Raw genomic sequence first — 16,456 nt, forward strand, 5'->3', positions numbered from 1 at the left:
TGTGGCGGAGGCACACGCCCACGGCGGACCCTCCACGGCCCCGGTATCATCGGCGCCACACCTGACGCACCGCCCCGGTCACCCGCGCACCGGACCGCGCGCCGCGCTCACGGAAGGAGGTCACGTTGTCCCTGACAGACAGGGCCATCGGGCAGATCCGTGAGCTCATCCGCTCCGGTGCACTGCCGCCGGGCGCAAAGCTGCCCCCGGAGCCGGAACTCGCCGCGCAGCTGGGCCTCTCCCGCAACCTCGCCCGCGAGGCGGTCAAGGCACTGGCCGTGGCCCGGGTACTTGAGGTACGGCGCGGCGACGGCACGTACGTGACCAGCCTCCAGCCCAGCCTGCTGCTGGAGGGACTCGGCGGTGCGGTGGAGCTCCTCCAGAGCGACACGGGCGCCCTGCTGGATCTCATGGAGGTCCGGCGGTTGCTCGAGCCGCTCGCCACCGGACTGGCCGCCGCAAGGATCACCGACGACCAACTGGCGGAGGTCAAGGGCCACTTGGACGCGATGCGGGAGGCGAGCGACGACGTGGAGCGGCTCAACTTCCATGACGCGGCCTTCCACCGCTCGGTCGTGGCGGCCACCGGCAACGAGAGCCTGCTCACCCTGCTCGAGGGCATCTCGGGTCGTACCCTGCGCGCCCGGATCTGGCGGGGCCAGTTGGACGACCAGTCCGCCGGACGGACCCTCGCCGAACACGAGGCGATCTACTACGCCCTCCGCACCCGCGACGCCGCAGTGAGCCAGGCCGCGGCCCTGCTACACGTCAGCAACACCGAGCACTGGCTGCGGGAGCACCTGCGATCAAACGCCGATCCGACATAGCAAATGGTAGGACGCTTCAGAAGCCGTATCTCAACCGAACGTGATCCCTTGATTTCCGCTGGTCAGGCAGGGTTTCGCCCGGGGTGAGGGGAGCTGTCGACGTCTTGCGTCCGCTTAGGATGCCGTCGGGGTCGTAGCGCTTCCACGGTTCAGCGACGCTGGTGCCGGTCGTCCCGGAGTAGGAACGGGCGAACGTCTCTTGGTTCGGGTTGCTCTGGAAGCTCGTGTACGCGGCGCCGGTGTGAGGGCCGATGGCGGCCCCTCCGGACGACAGAACTCGCCGTTCGTCCGGAGGGAACGCCGAAGCGGCGACAAGGGTCTGGTGGTCGCGATGGGCGAGGCGGTGGCGGACGGAGTCATGTCGTTGACCGCGCCGACCAGCCGGCGCATCTGCACCAGAACCGGCTCAGGTCCGCCGGATGCCGCGACCCGCCGCGAGTCCGCAGAGGCGGCTGTGCGGGAGTTCGGCGTCGAGGCGGCCTACGACAACCACGCCGAGCTGCTGGCCCACCCGGGGATCGACATCGTCGTGGTGGCGGTCAAGGTCCCCCACCACCGGGAGCTCATCTCCGCGGCGATCGACGCCGGCAAGACCGTCTACAGCGAATGGCCGCCGGCTCTGAACCTCGCGGAGGCAACCGAGCTCACCCAGCGCGCCGATGCCGCTGGGGTGCGCACCGCCATCGGCCTGCAGGGGCGCTTCCACCCCGAACTGCGCTACGCGCGCGACCTGATCCAGGACGGCAGGATCGGCCGGGTCATCGGCACCTCCCTCGTCGCCTCCGGCATGGTCTGGAACGGGCAGACCACCAAGGCCCACACCTCCTGGTACGACGAGTCCCAGGGCGCCACCCCCCTGTCCGGCGCCGCCCTGCACGCCATCGACGCACTCAACGTCACTCTCGGGGAATTCGACCACCTGTCGGCCAACCTCGTACACGGCCGCACAGAGGTGACCGTCACCGACGACGGCAACACCGTGTTCCCCGTCACCGCCCCCGACCAGATCTCAGTCATCGGCACTCTGAAGAACGGCGCCGCGGCCTCGGTCTTCTACCGCGGCGGCGCCTCCCGCGGAGACAACTTCCGCTGGGAGATCAACGGCACCGACGGCGACATCGTCCTGACTGCCCCCTGGGGCAACATCCAGGTCACCGACCTCACCCTCGAGGCCGGCTTCGACGACGACGCCACGGTGTCCAAGCTCGCGGTGCCCCCCCGAGTACTTTGCCGGTATCCCCGAGGGCCTCGTCGGCCCCGCCAGGAACGTCGCCGCGCTCTACACCCACCTGGAACGAGCCCTACGCGAAGGCACTCACACGGCCCCTGACTTCACCTACGCCCACTCGCGCCACGTACTGATGGAAGCCATTGACAACGCCTCCCGGCAGCAGATCGCACAAACCCTCGGCTGACCCGGCGCGGTACGCAATTTTCCTCCCTTGTGGTAGGGACGCCTGCGGGAAAACTTTAACGAACGCTCGCTATCGTATCGGTGCCGGCTTGCCCCCTCACGAGGCTGACTCAAGAGTCCGACCGGGTTCGCCGCCGGCGCCGATTCCCCACTCTTCGGATGCCGCACGCCCCGAAAGCCGGCTGCTTGCAGGCGGGGACATGCCAACCTGAGAGCTAACAAGGAATTACCACTTATCAGTTCATTGACGGAGGAGGTCGGTGTCGGCAGCGTTGACAACATTGCCGACGTCCCGGACTTCCTCAGTCGCCAATCCCCGACTCGAAACACCGACAGGTCCCTTGCCGGGGCCGAAACGAGAGGTGTCAACCGGCTGTCTCCGACCGACGTCGAGAGCCATTTGAATGACCACGACGGAGAAGACACGTATGCACAGCACCACGTCCAACGGCATGCCCGTCGGCCCGATCGAGGCCATCCCCAAGGCCGTGCCGGTCGCAGCGGCGGCCGCGCTGTGCCCCTGTTGCGGAAGCACGCCACTCCCGGCGACAGGGACCACGTCGTGCCGTCAGAGGTCGTCCGTGCGCCGTCCGACGCAGGAGTCTTCCGCCTGCTGACACCGAAGCGGTACGGCGGCCAGGAGGCGAATCTGCGTACCCTGACCGACGTGTCGGAGGCACTCGACGACGCCGACGGCTCGGCGGCCTGGGTCGGAATGATCATCTCCGTGACGAACCGGCCGGCGAGCCTGTTTCCGGATCAGGCGCAGGAAGAGGTGTTCGGAGCCGACCCTGATGCGCGGGTGACCGGCATGGCGGCTCCGACGGGTATGGGGGAGCCGGTGCCGGGAGGCTGGCGGATCAAACCAACGAGTGAGCCACATGGTCTGACGCGGCGACCGGACAGGGGTACGCGCCCCGGTCGGCCGCGACTCCATCCAGGTGTCACACAGGTCCCGTCCCGACTGGAAGGGCAGCACGTTATTCCCTGAGGCCGTGCAGTCCCATGTAGGCGATGGGCTGGTTGCCGCCGTTGCAGCCGCTGAGGTTCGCGCCGGAGTAGACCGCGACGGCGCGGAAGACGGTCGCCCGGGAGAAGGCGAGGGCGTAGGACATGGCACCGCCTAAGCCCTCGGAGAACAACTGGGTGGTGTCGACACACGGGCCTGCTTCGATCTGGCTGACCATGGCGTCGACGAAAGCCAGGTCCTGACCACCGGAGTTGGCCCAGCCGCTGCCGGTGCCCTGCGGGGCGACGAAGATCGTGCCGTTGTCCGCGGTGTCCGCGAGGCGCCGAAGGCCGTAGTAGGACCAGTTGTATCCGTCCGTTCCGCCCGAGTCGACGTCGCCCGCCGTGCCGCCGCGCCAGTGGAAGCCGAAGATCAGCCGGTAGGGGTGGCTGCTGTCGTAGCCGGCCGGGCCCCGAAGGGTGTAACTGCGTGTCTGGCCGCCTCTCTGGATCGTGTGGGTACCGCTCGTCAGCGTGGGGGCCTTGCCGCAGCCGGCGGTGGCCGAGGCGGCGGCTGTGGCCGACCTGAGGCTCCCAGGCCGTTGCCGATCGACGTGCCGGCAGCTGACAGGACGAGGAGTATCGCGGCCGCGAGAGGCAGTAAGTACCTGCCGGGAATCAACTTGCCGGTTCTGAGTCTTCACACCGCAGGTCAGCGGGACATACCTGCGTGTTGTTCTTCTGTAGGCCCTTAAGAGTGGTGTGCGTTTCATGCGCGCTCCTTCTTCCGTGGTCGAGGGAGGGGCTTGGGTCACGGGGGCGGTTCACACGCCGGTGATGGTCCATTCGTTGTTGGTGCTGGAGTTCGGTGTCCACATCACCGTGGCCGAGCCCACCGTGGTGCTGCCGCTGCCGTCGAGGGCGGTGCCGGTGCCGCGGTTGATGATCTGGTAGCGGTTGTCGCCGAGGCTGTTCAGCGACCACTGCTGGTTGCTGCCGCCGTTCCACGCCTCCTGGCGGGCGGGAGCGCCGTTGGCGGAGTTGCCCCAACTGTCGGCGGCCATGCCGTTGGCGCGGTTCATGATGCGGCAGTAACCGTTTCCGAGGTCGACGAGCTGCCATTGCAGGTTGGCGCTTCCGTCGTAGTTCCACTGCTTGAGGTTGGAGCCGGAGGCGACGTAGCCACCGCTGTCGAGCACCAGTCCGCTGGTCACGTTGGCGATCTTCACCCAGGTCGTGGAGCCGCCCGGTGCGCCCAGGACGGGGATCTCACCGGAGAAGGTGAGCTTGACCGTGTACGCCAGGGCGTTGAACGGCGGGTTCGTCGAGGGCATGGCCAGGTGCAGGCCGGAGGCGTCCTGGGCCGGTGCGGGCAGGTTGACGTAGGTGCCGGCGGCGTTGTCCAGCAGTTGAGCTCCGGTCAGGCCGCTGAGGTTGATCTGGTTGGAGTTCAGCGTGGTGATGGTCATGGTCGTGCCCTGCCAGCCCAGCGTGGTGGCGTAGAGGACCTTGTTGTCCTGACTGCGGGTGAAGCGCACGTCCTGCGGTTTGCCTGCCACCGGTCCGCTGAAGGAGCCGCCGCCCATCTTGGTGGGACCCTCGCCGTAACTGGACCAGGAGCGGGTGCCGTAGACCGCCTCTCCGAAGCGGCCGAGCCAGTCCCCCATCCCGAGCAGGATCGACTGCTGTGCGGAGGGGATGGTGCCGTCGGCCATCGGGGCGATGTTCAGAAGCATGGTGCCGCCCTTGCTGACCCGGTCGATCAGCGAGTGCAGCAGCGCCTGCGTCGTGTAGTAGCCGATGGCCGCCGTGTAGCACCAGCTGGAGGAGGAGATGCTGTCGTCGGTCAGCCAGTAGGGGGTGAGCAGGTCTGCCGGGCCGCCGCGCTCGAAGTCGTAGACCTCGCCCTTGTTGTCGAGCCCGTCCTTGTAGGTCGCGACCACGTCCTTGTTCCAGGCGACCGCCTGGTTGTAGTAGTGCGCGAGGAACTGCAGCCGGTAGGGCTCCTGCACCAGGTTCAGGTCGAAGTCCTGCCAGAGCAGGTCGGGCTGGTAACCGTCGATGACCTCGACCAGCTTGTCGTACCAGAGCTTGTTCTCCGCCGCCGAGCCCTGCTGTCCGTAGAGGATCCGCAGGGCCGGGTCGGGCTGGGACGGCACGTGGTCGTAGTAGCCGTTGAAGTGGTAGGCGTGGTGGAGGGAGGCCATGAACTTCAAGCCCTGGGCGCGAATGGCCCGGGCGTGCAGTCCGACGAGGTCGAGTCCGGGTCCGTGCTGAACGGAGTTCCACGGGTTGGCGCGGCTGTTCCACATGGAGAAGCCGTCGTGGTGCTCGGCGACCGGGCCGGCGAATCGGGCGCCGGCGGACTTGAACAGCCTGGCCCACGCGTCCGGGTCCCAGCTGCCGCCCTGCGAGGCCAGTTTGGGGGCGAACTGCACGAAGTTGCCCGCTTTGTCGCGGGCGCCGTCGATGAAGTTGTGGAACGGCCACTCCGAGGGGTCGCCATACGTGGCGACGTGGTGCTGGTTCTCGTTCGAGCCGCCGACGTACATGTTGCGGGGATACCACTCGTTGCCGAACGCGGGAACGCTGAAGGCGCCCCAGTGGTAGTAGATGCCGAACTTGGCGTCCTTGAACCAGGCCGGGGACGGGGGGTGCTGGTCCACGGAGGGCCAGCTCGCGGTGTAGCCGGCGGGGCCGTCGGTCGCGGCGGCCTGGGGGGCGAACCTCAGCAGGCCGAAGGCCGTGGCGGCGCCGGTCGCCGCGAGCAGGTGGCGCCGGCTGATCGGGCGGAAGGATGAAGTCATGTGGGTTTCCTTCAGGGTGCGTTGGAGGGGTGGACGATCTCGGCCGGCACCGGTCACTCGCGCGTCCACGTCTGATTGCCCGCGCCGGTGCACGTCCACAGCTCCAGGAGGGTGCCGTTGGCCGTTCCCGCGCCGGTGGCATCCAGGCACAGGCCGGACTGGGCGCCGGTGATCGTGCCGTCGGCGTTGAGCGTCCACTTCTGGTTGCTGCCGCCGGTGCAGCTGGAGATGTCGACCGTGGTGCCGGGGCTGGTGGCGCTGCCCGCCGCGTCCAGGCAGGCGTTGCCATAGACCCGCAGCTCACCGGCCGGTGTGCTGGTCCACTGCTGGTTGCCGCCGCCGTTGCAGTCCCACAGCTCCACCTGGGTTCCGGAGGTCTGCGACTGGTTGGGCACGTCCACGCACCGGCCGGAGGCGGCCCCGACGATCGGGCCGGTCGTGCCGCCTCCGCCGCCGCTGCCGGGGGTGAGGGACAGGTTGTCGAACTGTGCCGTCTCGCCCTGGCTGGTCGCGTAGCCGACCTGTCCGCCGGCCCAGGTGCGGTCGTTTGCGGAACCGACCGTGGAACCGTCGATGACGGCGCTGATGCTGGTCCCGGAGAAGGTGAGCGCGAGAGAGTGCCACCGGTTGGTGCCCAGCGCCGTGGTCGTTCCGTGGGCGAGGGTGGAGGCGGTGCCGTCGGTGTCGGAGTTCAGGATTGACCAGGCCCCGGTGTCGCTCACCCGCAGGTGGTAGGCGTCGAGCCCGCCGGTGCTGCTGTAGTCCTGGCCGTTCGCGCGGCCGATCAGCTCGGCGTATCCCGGCTGTTCGAGCATCACGTCGGAGGAGACGCTGTAGTTGCTCCACCCCACGTCGCCGAGCAGGGCGTGCGGATCGGACAGCGCGTCCCAGGTGATCGGTTTCTGGGGACTCATCTGGCGCACGCACCTGCCGCCGCGGCCGCCGCCGCAGGCCGTCACCTCGAAGGCGCCCTGCCAGTCCATGAGGTACTTCGCCTCGGTGCCGGTGGCGTAGCTGTCGAAGGTGTCGCCGTACGGCAGGCCCATGGCGCCCTGGGCGGGGCCGGTGGCGGTGCCCTTGCCCTGCCCGGTCGTGGTGGTCAGGGTGTAGACGCGATGGGGCTGCACGGTCAGGCTGAAGCCTCCGCCGGTGGGGGTGACCTCGGCGGTGTGCACGAAGTAGTCGGCCGGGTTGGAGGAGTTGACGTCGGTCGACCAGATGTGGACGGTTCCGCTGGACAGACCTCCGGCGACGTTGAAGTTCAGGGTCTGGGCGCTGCCGGCGTCCATCGTCTCGATGACGGCGGAGTAGTCGGAGTTGTCGGTGGACTTCAGCGAGACGTAACTGCCGTTGGTCCGGCTGCCGCCGATGTAGCCGCTGGAGGAGTCGAGGTATTTCCAGCCCGGGGCGGTGAACTGGCTGGTGTGCGCCATGACCCAGGTGTTCTTGCCGATCGCGTAGTGGCCGGACCACGGCTGTGAGGCCAGGGCGAGGCCCATGGTGGGGTACGGCAGGTTCGGCGTGATCGCCGCGACCACCGGCCAGTTGAGATACGCGGTCATCCGACCGTCGATGTATCCGCGGTTGATGCCGCGGGCCATGGCGGGGGCTCCCCCGCTGTAGTCGTCCGAGCCGTTCTCGCTGGCCCACAGGGGCTTGCCGGACGAAGTGGCGGCCGTCGGCACCGAGCAGTTTGACTGGGAGGAGCGGTAACCGCACGGGTAGTGCGTGCCGATGACGCTCACCGCGGCGGCGAACGCAGGGTCGGAGTCGACGTCGTTGGCCACGGACCAGTCGGAGTCGGCCGCGACGATCTTCACGCTGCCGTAGCCGTGGGAATCGAGCGCGCTGCGCAGTTGCTCGTACCAGGAGACGTTGTAGCCTCGCTCGTTCCATCCGCCGAGGTAGTCGATGGCCAGGCCGTGTTGTCTGGCGCACCCCAGCCAAGAGACCAGGTAGTTGACCATGTCGGTGGACCAGAAGTTCCCGCCGCCGATCCAGCCCGGCGCACCCCAGGCGAGCCCGTAGAGCTTCATGTCCGGGTTACGGGCCTTGGCCTGCTCCATGAGCCACCATTCGTAGCCCCGGTCGCAGTTCAGGTCGGAGCGGGTGTGCTGGTGGCTCGGCTCGGCGCCGGAGGTGGAGTTGGTGTCCCCGCCGATCTCGGCCTTGAGGATCTGCAGGGAGGCCCCGTAGCCGGGCTTGAACAGGTAGTCGAGGATCTGGCCGCGCTGGGGCTCGGGGTAGTCGATCAGGAGTCTGCTGTTGCCGCCGCCCCCGCTGATCGCGCCGACGCCGTCGAAGGTCCGTCCTCCGGACGCCCCGTTGATGGTGATCGAGGTGGCGGCATGGGCCGGCACGGCGACGGTGCCGACAAGGCCGCCGACGGCCAGGAGGAGGCCCGTGAGCACGGCTGTCGAGGCGCGCAGGCGCTGCAGCAGCCGTCTGAATGCTGACACGGTGGGGTTCCTTTCGCAGGTCGGTGGGATCCGCGTCGGGCGCGGTATCAGCGGACGACGAAGTCCTGGTTGGTGCCCGGCGCGTTCTTGCACTGCCACTGGTCCAGTTGCTGTCCCGCGGTACTGCCGGCGCCGTAGACGTCCAGGCACAGGCCGCTGTTGCGGTTCTGGAAGGCGTAGGAGCCGTCGGACTGGCGCACGGGCAGCCAGAGGGCGTCGGCGGCGGTGCCGGGGGCCTGCTGGACGATGTCCGGGGTGCCCGCCGTCGTGGAATCTCCGGCGACCGTTACGTCCTGGCCGGAGTGCTGGGCGCGCAGTTCGCCGTAGCCGCCCGAGGCCGGCACGAACTGGAACTGCTGGTTGCCCTGACCGTTGCAGGTCCACTGGTCGACCACGGCGCCCGCGGCGGTGGAGTCGCCGTACACGTCCAGGCACAGGTTGTCGTTGGCGACGACCAGTTGATGGTAGCCGTCCGGGTAGCCCGTGCCGCCGGAGGAGGCCGGGGTCAGGTAGACGGCGAACGCGTCATGCGTGGCCTGGAAGGTGAACGGCACGGTGAGCGAGCCGCCGGAGGCGCTCACGTTCTGGTCGTACACGGTCTGCGGCGCGCCCAGCGGCGCCTGGTCCGGGATGCGGTGCACGGTGACGTGGACGCTGCCCCCGTTCGTCAGCCAGGGCACGGAGGACAGCCCGTCGAAGGTCACGGACGCGGCGCCGGTGTACCCGTTGGAGTCGCCGACGAGCGCCACGGCGCGTTTACCGGCGGAGTCCTCGGCGGCTGCGATGGCCGTGGAGCCGACCTGCCCGGAGGTGCCGACGAGGGTGCCCGTCATGTCGGCGTAGTCCCGAAGCGCCCACCAGTTGCCGGTCGGCAGCCAGGTGCCACCGCTCTGGGTGAGCACTCCCGTCAGGTTCGGGGTGGTGCAGCACACCCAGTTGCCGCGCATGGCATTGGTGTACCCGGACTGCGCGAACCGGGCCAGGTACCAGGCCGTCACTCCGGCGCTCTGGCGGTCGGCAGGCTGGTACTCGTTCGAGGACAGCGGCAGCGGGCCGATGCCCGCCGCGCTGAGGGAGCCGCGCAGGGCCTGGGCCACGGTGACCGGGTCGTCCACGTCGCCCTCGTTGTGGTTGGTGATCATGTCCGGCACGGTCCCGGCCGCTTTTACGTGTGCGAGCCAGGTCTGCCACTCCCCCGCGTTGCGCTGCGGGGTGAAGGCGAGGGACGGCCCAACGATCTGCGCCCCGGGGGCGATGCGCCGGATCTCCCGGTAGGCGGTGTCCCACATCTGGAAGTACTGCGCGCTGTTGACCCCCCGGGTCCAGAACACCGAGATGTCCGGCTCGTTCCAGATGTCGTAGGAGAACGTGAGCCCCGACGCCTGCAGGGCCCCCACAGTGGAGTCGATGAAGCTGATCCAGTTCGAGCAGTCGCCGTTGTCACACGGATACCTGGTGTTCGATGGCTGGCCGCCGTTGGCACCGTAGATGTCGCTGACCAGCACCTGGTACTGGGCATGGTAAGGGGGCTGCGTGAGGCGCCGGGCCTGCGCGGTGATCGAGTCGAGGTCGGCCCGGGTCGCCGACCCGTACTGGTAGCCGTCCCTGATCCAGCCCCCCGAGAACCATCCGCCGCCACGGAACGCGTTGATCCCCAGCGGCCGGAGGAACTGGTCGACCGGCTGGGTGCCGTCCTGACTGATGCCGTAGAGGTACCCCTCCCCCACGCCGGTCGACGGACCCCGGGCCGAGGCCAGGTCGACGCTCAGCGACGTGCCCGAGGCGGCCTGGCTCGGGGGCGTCGTCAGCAGCGCCAGCACGAGTGCCAGGACGATGCCGGTCACCACGGCCGGAAGGCCGGGTCTCGCTGTCATCCTCATCTGATCCTCCTGGGTCGGGGCGGCGGCGGGATGCCCCCGCCCCGGAGTCGGGCGCGGTCGCTCAACGATTCAGCTCAGCGTCCATCTCTGGTTGGACTGGCCGTTGCAGCTCCACAGCTGTACGGCGGTTCCGTTGACGGTGGCGGCGCCCGACACGTCCAGGCACAGCCCGGACTGGGCACTGGTGACGGTGCCGTTGGCGTTGAGCGTCCACTGCTGGTTGGTCTGGCCGTTGCAGGTCCAGGTGATGGCCTTCGTGCCGGGGCTGGCGCCCTGCCCGGAGGCGTCCAGGCACAGGCGGCTGCCTCCCAGGGAGACGGTCAGCTCGCCGGAGGCGCTCTGCGACCAGGTCTGGTTCGCCGCGCCGGAGCAGTCCCGGATCTGCGTCTGCGTGCCTGGCGTCGTGGAGCCGCCCGGTACCTCCAGGCACTTGGCGGCGCCCACCGCGTGTAGCGCACCGGTGGTGCCGCCCGCGCCACCCGACGTCCCGTAGCCGGCGGCGGTGATGGCGGCCTGGACGGCGTTCTCGGTGGCGTCGGAGGGATAGCCCGCCGTCATCGCGCCTTCGAAGAACTCGCCCTGTCCCGAGGGGCTGTTGTCGCCACCGGTGCCGAGCAGGACGGAGCTGTCGACCTTCATCGGTGAGTAGCCGTTGGGCAGTGCGCCGGAGAAGGTGGTGGTCAGTCCACCGCTCGCACCATCGCCGTACTTGAGGGTGAAGTTGCTGGTGCCGTTGTTCTTCAGCCACGCGCTGACGAAGGGGTGGTGCACGCCCTGGTTGTTCGGGTCCTTGTTGGAGCCGGTGTTGGTGTGGAACATGCCGTTCTCCAGGTCGGCCTCGACCCACGGGCCGCTGCCGGTGCAGCCGCCGAACCAGCAGGCGTTGCCCCAGTAGATGGCGTTCATGGTGGCGTTACCGGTGTCGGTGTGGGAGTTCTCGCCGCTGCCGTAGTCGAAGCAGCACCACTGGTCGGTGAAGTTCGACGAGGTGACCATGTAGATGCCTTCGGGCTGGGAGCCGGTGGCGACGCCGTTCGCGTGGTCGATGCGGTAACCGACACCGGGGGTGACCTTGACGCCGAAGACCTGGTGGCCGCCCGCGGCCACCGGCAGGGCCATGGCGTCGGCTCCCACGTCCGATCCGTTGGGGCCGGGCCCTTTCCAGTAGCCGCCCCAGGAGATCGGCAGGTCGTTGTGTCGGGTGGTCTGGTCGTAGATCTTCGTGATCGTGCACGACGTGCCCGCGCAGAACGAGACCTGGGAGGCGGCGTCGGCGTACCCTCCCGCGCCGAGCACCCTGATGTCGCGGTAGCTGTGGTCGGAGGACCGCTGGATCTGGTACAGCGGCCCGTCGTACGCCGCGAAGAGCGCCCTGGTCGTGGAGTGGGCCGTCACGCACGGCGTTCCGCCGGCGGCATAGATGTCGCACGGGAGCGACGCGGCGGCCGCGGGGCCGGGGGCCGACCCGTGGACAGCGACGCTCGTGCCGGTCCGCGGCGACGTGGCGAACGCCGGTGTGCCCAACGCGGCCAGGGCCATCGCCAGGGCGATCAGGAACGCGGCCGGTAATCGCCTTCGCCGGCGCTCGGCTGTTGATCCGGGCAAGGAGTCCTCCTCCGTGGGGGTGCCGCCGCACGGCGGCACCGAAGCAGCAGTGCCGAGGGGCAGGGGGGGAGTCAGCCCAGCGTCCACCGCTGACCGCTGCTCCCGTTGCAGGTCCACAGCTCCGCGAGGGTTCCGTCCGCGGTGGCCCCGCCGGTGACGTCCAGGCACAGGCCGGACTGGACGCCGGTGATCGTGCCGTCGGAGTTCAGCGTCCACTGCTGGTTTCGCTGACCGTTGCACGGCCAGATCTCCACCTTCGTGCCCGGCGTGGTCTGGTTGTCGTAGGCGTCCAGACACGTCTGGGCGTTGCCGGAGTAGACGGTGAGCTGGCCGGATGCGGTGTGTGTCCAGCTCTGGTTGGCGCCGCCATTGCAGCTCCAGATCTCCACCTGGGTACCGGCGGTCGTGGTGGAGTCGGGTACGTCCAGGCACTTGCCCGCGCCGACCGCGTGCAGTTCCCCTGTCACGCCGGTGCCTTCGCCGCTGCTGGTGCCGCCCGCGACCCGGTACATGACCGTGCCATGCGCCGGTACCGAGGCACTCATGGTGCCGGCGGTGCTCGACGAGCCGCCCGACCACAGGTCGGTGAGGGTGTAAGCCGACGCCCCGGTCTTCCCGATCGCGGCCGCGGTGGTGGTGATCGTCGCCGTGGAGCCCGTCTCGTTGAACAGCGCAACCGAAACGTCTCCGCCGGCGAGCGGCTTGGCCAGCACGTCCAGGCCCCCGGCGGACGACACCATGGTGCCCTGCTTGCCGAGGGAATCCTGGTCGACCGCGATCACCCGGGAGTTGGTCAACGTGGACAAGGTGGCGGTGCTGGCCTGGGGGATGTTGGTGCCGGCGATGAGCGGCGCGGCCATCTCCGCCCAGAGGCTGAACTCGCTGCGGTTCTCGGTGGCCGTCATCGAGCCGTTGCCGACCTCCAGCATGTCCGGGTCGTTCCAGTGGCCGGGTCCGGCGTAGGAGGCCAGTCCGACGTTGCTGTGGAAGATCGACAGCATGCTTGAGAAGTTCGGGCTGATGTCCCCCGTGGTGCGCCAGCTGTTGCCCACGTCCGCGCCCCAGGTCCACACGTTCTCCTGGCCCCAGTTGCACAGGCTGAACACGATCGGCCGGCCGGTGGACGTCAGGGCGTCACGCATCGCGGTGTACCGGGTCCGTGCCGGCGCGCCGGTGTTATTGCAGTTGTCGTACTTCAGGTAGTCCACGCCCCACGACGCGAACGACTGCGCGTCCGTGCTCTCGTGGCCAAGGCTGCCCGGGTATCCCGCACAGGTGGCGGTGCCCGCGTCCTCGTAGATCCCCAGCTTCAGGCCCAATGAGTGCACGTAGTCCGCGGTGCCCTTGATGCCGTCGGGGAATTTCACCGGGTCCGGCACCAGGTGGCCGCCGGAGTCCCGGCTGTGGGTCATCCAGCAGTCGTCGATGTTGACGTACGAATAACCCGCCGCCTGCATGCCGTTGGTGTGCATCGCCTGGGCGGTGGTCTTGATCAGCGACTCGGAGACGTTGCAGCCGTACGCGTTCCAGTCGTTGAAGCCCATCTGCGGAGTCAGGGCGAGTCCGTTGCCGAGGGCGGCGGCGGGTTGTGCCGCACCGAGAGCGAGCAGGGGCGTGGCCACTGCGAGCAGCAAGGCCGAGAAGGTGAGCGCCAGGGTTCTGCGCAGGGACAGCCGTGGGGGCAGCAGCTGAAGGCGTCCGGCCCCCACCGTGGTCTTGGGCATAAGTCATCGACTCCTGGACCGAGTTGGGAAAACCGACGGCCGATCAGCGATAGCCGGCGGCGGTGACGTTCGCCTGCACCGCGTTGTCGCTCGCGTCGGAGGGATAGCCTGCGACGATGGCTCCCTCGTAGAAGGTGCCGGCGCTCAGGTTGGCGCCGCCGCCGGGCTTGCAGCAGTCGCCGCCGCTGCCCAGGACGATGGCCCCTTGTTTCTTCATGGGGCTGTATCCGCCGGGCAGCGCGCCGTCCCACAGGGTGGTCAGACTCCCCGACTGGGCGTTGCCGCCCTTGAGAGCGAACCTGGACGAGCCGTTGTTCTTCAGCATCGCCGTGACGAACCTGCCGGCGAACGCCCGCTGGTCGGGGTTCCAGGACTGGCTGCCGCCGGGGTACAGCCCCCATTCGAGGTCGGCCTGCACCCAGGGGCCGCTTCCCGAACAGCCGCCGAACCAGCACTCGGTACCGAAGTTGATCGCGTCCATCGCCCCGGCGGCGTCGGCCTTCCTGCTCGTCTCGCTGTTGCCGTAGTCGAAGCAGCAGCCGCCGTTGACGTGGGTACCGCTGGTCACCATGTACGCCCCCTCGGGTGATGCACCGGTCGGCACGCCCGTAAGGTGGCCGTCCCGCCAGTAGCTGTTCCCCGGGTTGATGTACAGCGAGTACGCCTTGGTGCCCCCGGCGGTAAGCGACTCGGACGTCGCCTTCGCGGGGCTGCTCTGACTCGATCCCGGGACCTGGGACGAGCCCTGGTACCAAAGGTCGTTGCCGTGTCCGGACTGGTCGCGGACGACCGTGATCACGCAACTGGTGGCCGCGCAGAAGGCGTCCTGGGCCGCGGCATCGGCGAAGCCGCCGGGCGCCAGCACGCCGATGTCCCGGGTCGCGCTGTCCGAGGCGCGCCTGACCTGGTACAGAGGGCCGTTGTACGAGCGGTAGAGGGCGCGCACCGTGCTGTGCGCGGCGACGCACGGGGTACCGCCCTCGGCGTAGATGTCGCACGGGCCGGACCCGTCGGGCGGGGGTGTGGCTGTCGGCGTGGTCCACTTCTGGTTGCTCTGGCCGTTGCAGGTCCACAGGATGACCGCGGTGCCGTTGGCCGTGCCCGCCCCGCTGACGTCCAGGCAGAAACCGGACGCGGCACCGATGAGGGACCCATCGGAGTTCTGTCGCCACACCTGGGTCGCCCGCCCGTCGCACGAGCGGATGACCACGGGGCTTCCGAGGGCGGTCCGGCTGTCGTAGGGGTCCACGCAGCGGGCGCCGTTCATCGTCCTCAGTTCACCCGTCGAGGTCACTTCGAACGCCTGGTTGGTCTGGCCGTTGCAGTCCCAGATGTCCAACGTCGTGCCCGGCGTGGAGACGTTTCCCCTGACGTCCAGGCACCGGCCCGACGCCGAACTCACCACGGGTGCCGCCGATGCCGGCGCGGACCAGGTCGGCCCGGTCGCCAGCAGCATGGCCAGCAGTCCCATCACGCATACGGCGGCGGCCGCCGGTAAGTGCGACGCACGAGCGATGGGACGACGGGGCGGAGCGGATGAAGGCTGCATTCTGTGTCCTCGCATGGGCGGGGGAAGGGGACGGAGAGTGCCGTGCCTGTCCGAGAGAGTTCGGAAGGGGTGTCGACCGCTCCTGCCAGCGTGCCCGAGAGCACTCCCAGGGAACACTCATACATCCCATGTTGCATAGTGATCCCACAGGCCCAACGCAGTGTCAATAGGTAGCTCTTGGCGATTCACCACTTGATACATCCCATGTCTAGCCCATGATGAGACCGTCTGAGGGCATGCCGAGACCTGTGCCCGGCGACCGCCGTCGTACCGGGCACGGGTGTTCGCTCTCAGGGCCCTACCCCGCGCCGATCACCTCACCGGAGATTCCAGTACTGACGGGCGGGCTCCGCCCCGGTGGCAGCGGCGGGCGCCGCGGGGTGCGGCGCCGATGGCGAGCGCGGCCGTCAGCGCGGCGCCCAGGGATACCGGGTACTTCTTCATGAGCGTTCCTCACTGGCGCGGGACAGTGGGTGGGGTGAACGAGTACACGAATCAATCTGTCAGCGGGGGGTGAAGTCCTGGTTGGTGCCGGCTGTGTTCTTGCAGGGCCATTGGTCCAACTGCCGGCCGGGGCTGCTGCCGCCGCCGTAGACGTCCAGGCACAGGCCGCTGTTCTGGTTACGGAACGAGCACGAGCCGTCGGACTGCCGCACCGGCGACCACAGACCGCCGGCCGCTCCGCCCGGTGCCTGCTGCACGATGTCGGGCGTACCGGCGGCCGTCGAACCACCGGACACCACGACCACCAGCCCGGAGTTCCGCGCCTGCAGCTGCCCGTAACCGCCAGTGGCCGGCACGAACCGGAACTGCTGGTTGGTCTGCCCGTTGCGGGTCCACTGGTCGATCGCCGCGCCGGAGGTGCCGTGCACGTCCGGGCACAGGCTGTCGCTGCCGATCACCAACTGGTGGTAGCCGGCGGGGAATCCGTCCGTGCCGCCGGTGGACTGGACTCCTGCCTCCTGGATGACCTGCCGGGCACCCTGCGGCCAGTTGGTGCCGCCGGGTCGGCGATTCCCGTCTGGCGCTGTGCCGGCTCCGCGTACGCCACCCCGCCGCTGGCCGGGTTGCCGACCAGTAGGGCGAGCAGAGCTGTGGGAACGGCCCACAGGCCGCAAAGGTCTCTGGCTCTGGACATGGTCATCCTCCGTCGGTGCGCGTGTCGCCCTGTGGTGCGAGGCATTGCGGCGTTTCTTCGCCGTGCAAGTCACCTGCTTGACGCGCCCATCGGGGTGGCCGGTGT

Annotated in this window: 12 protein-coding genes; 3 read left to right on the forward strand and 9 right to left on the reverse strand. The window is 68.9% G+C overall.

What is annotated here, in order from left to right; translation table 11 throughout:
- The first annotated feature begins 125 nt into the window (after window positions 1-125).
- The 3 genes from ACZ4O3_RS41330 (at window position 126) to ACZ4O3_RS41340 (ending at window position 3,232) form a co-directional block, all read left to right on the forward strand.
- On the forward strand, window positions 126-827 hold the full coding sequence (locus tag ACZ4O3_RS41330) for a FadR/GntR family transcriptional regulator (protein ID WP_467727504.1): 702 nt from the start codon (window positions 126-128) through the stop codon (window positions 825-827).
- Window positions 828-1,185: 358 nt separating this feature from the next.
- Entirely contained in the window at window positions 1,186-2,157 is a 972-nt protein-coding gene (locus tag ACZ4O3_RS41335) for a Gfo/Idh/MocA family protein (protein ID WP_467727506.1), read from the forward strand.
- Between the two features lie 646 nt (window positions 2,158-2,803).
- Window positions 2,804-3,232: a hypothetical protein gene (locus ACZ4O3_RS41340; RefSeq protein ID WP_467727508.1), complete on the forward strand. Its 429-nt coding sequence runs from the start codon at window positions 2,804-2,806 to the stop codon at window positions 3,230-3,232.
- Here the strand turns inward: ACZ4O3_RS41340 and ACZ4O3_RS41345 are convergent.
- The 9 genes from ACZ4O3_RS41345 to ACZ4O3_RS41385 all read right to left on the reverse strand — a co-directional run bounded on the left by ACZ4O3_RS41345 (window position 3,222) and on the right by ACZ4O3_RS41385 (window position 16,424).
- Window positions 3,222-3,893: a CE1 family esterase gene (locus ACZ4O3_RS41345; RefSeq protein WP_467727509.1), complete on the reverse strand. Its 672-nt coding sequence runs from the start codon at window positions 3,891-3,893 to the stop codon at window positions 3,222-3,224. The two genes, ACZ4O3_RS41340 and ACZ4O3_RS41345, sit on opposite strands and share 11 nt — an antisense overlap.
- 120 nt (window positions 3,894-4,013) lie before the next feature.
- Window positions 4,014-5,996 carry an alpha-L-fucosidase gene (locus ACZ4O3_RS41350; protein ID WP_467727511.1) on the reverse strand — a complete coding sequence of 661 codons (1,983 nt, stop codon included), beginning with the start codon at window positions 5,994-5,996 and terminating at the stop codon, window positions 4,014-4,016.
- A 53-nt stretch (window positions 5,997-6,049) separates the two neighbouring features.
- Window positions 6,050-8,455 carry a ricin-type beta-trefoil lectin domain protein gene (locus ACZ4O3_RS41355; protein ID WP_467727512.1) on the reverse strand — a complete coding sequence of 802 codons (2,406 nt, stop codon included), beginning with the start codon at window positions 8,453-8,455 and terminating at the stop codon, window positions 6,050-6,052.
- A gap of 47 nt (window positions 8,456-8,502) precedes the next feature.
- Window positions 8,503-10,335, reverse strand: coding sequence for an RICIN domain-containing protein (locus ACZ4O3_RS41360; RefSeq protein WP_467727514.1), 1,833 nt, complete (start codon window positions 10,333-10,335; stop codon window positions 8,503-8,505).
- Between the two features lie 69 nt (window positions 10,336-10,404).
- Window positions 10,405-11,874 (reverse strand): arabinofuranosidase catalytic domain-containing protein, encoded by a 1,470-nt coding sequence (locus ACZ4O3_RS41365; RefSeq protein ID WP_467727516.1) that lies wholly within the window; start codon window positions 11,872-11,874, stop codon window positions 10,405-10,407.
- Between the two features lie 137 nt (window positions 11,875-12,011).
- The gene (locus ACZ4O3_RS41370; RefSeq protein WP_467727518.1) at window positions 12,012-13,664 is read right to left on the reverse strand and encodes a glycoside hydrolase family 27 protein; all 1,653 of its coding nucleotides are present in this window, start codon (window positions 13,662-13,664) and stop codon (window positions 12,012-12,014) included.
- A gap of 43 nt (window positions 13,665-13,707) precedes the next feature.
- Window positions 13,708-15,135, reverse strand: a complete 1,428-nt coding sequence (locus ACZ4O3_RS41375; protein WP_467727520.1) for an arabinofuranosidase catalytic domain-containing protein — start codon at window positions 15,133-15,135, stop codon at window positions 13,708-13,710.
- Window positions 15,136-15,525: 390 nt separating this feature from the next.
- The gene (locus ACZ4O3_RS41380) at window positions 15,526-15,657 is read right to left on the reverse strand and encodes a hypothetical protein (protein ID WP_467727522.1); all 132 of its coding nucleotides are present in this window, start codon (window positions 15,655-15,657) and stop codon (window positions 15,526-15,528) included.
- A 59-nt stretch (window positions 15,658-15,716) separates the two neighbouring features.
- A complete protein-coding gene (locus ACZ4O3_RS41385; RefSeq protein WP_467727523.1) occupies window positions 15,717-16,424 on the reverse strand; it encodes an RICIN domain-containing protein in 708 nt (235 codons plus the stop codon).
- Window positions 16,425-16,456 lie beyond the last annotated feature (32 nt).

It is taken from the genome of Streptomyces sp. NPDC026515 (genome assembly GCF_055567595.1).

Bases quoted from the DNA above. Each gene is read 5' to 3' on its own strand.
- ACZ4O3_RS41335 (WP_467727506.1), top strand. From the start codon at position 1,186: ATGTCGTTGACCGCGCCGACCAGCCGGCGCATCTGCACCAGAACCGGC.
- ACZ4O3_RS41350 (WP_467727511.1), bottom strand. From the start codon at position 5,996: ATGACTTCATCCTTCCGCCCGATCAGCCGGCGCCACCTGCTCGCGGCG.
- ACZ4O3_RS41360 (WP_467727514.1), bottom strand. From the start codon at position 10,335: ATGAGGATGACAGCGAGACCCGGCCTTCCGGCCGTGGTGACCGGCATC.
- ACZ4O3_RS41365 (WP_467727516.1), bottom strand. From the start codon at position 11,874: ATGGCCCTGGCCGCGTTGGGCACACCGGCGTTCGCCACGTCGCCGCGG.
- ACZ4O3_RS41370 (WP_467727518.1), bottom strand. From the start codon at position 13,664: ATGCCCAAGACCACGGTGGGGGCCGGACGCCTTCAGCTGCTGCCCCCA.
- ACZ4O3_RS41375 (WP_467727520.1), bottom strand. From the start codon at position 15,135: ATGGGACTGCTGGCCATGCTGCTGGCGACCGGGCCGACCTGGTCCGCG.
- ACZ4O3_RS41380 (WP_467727522.1), bottom strand. From the start codon at position 15,657: ATGAAGAAGTACCCGGTATCCCTGGGCGCCGCGCTGACGGCCGCGCTC.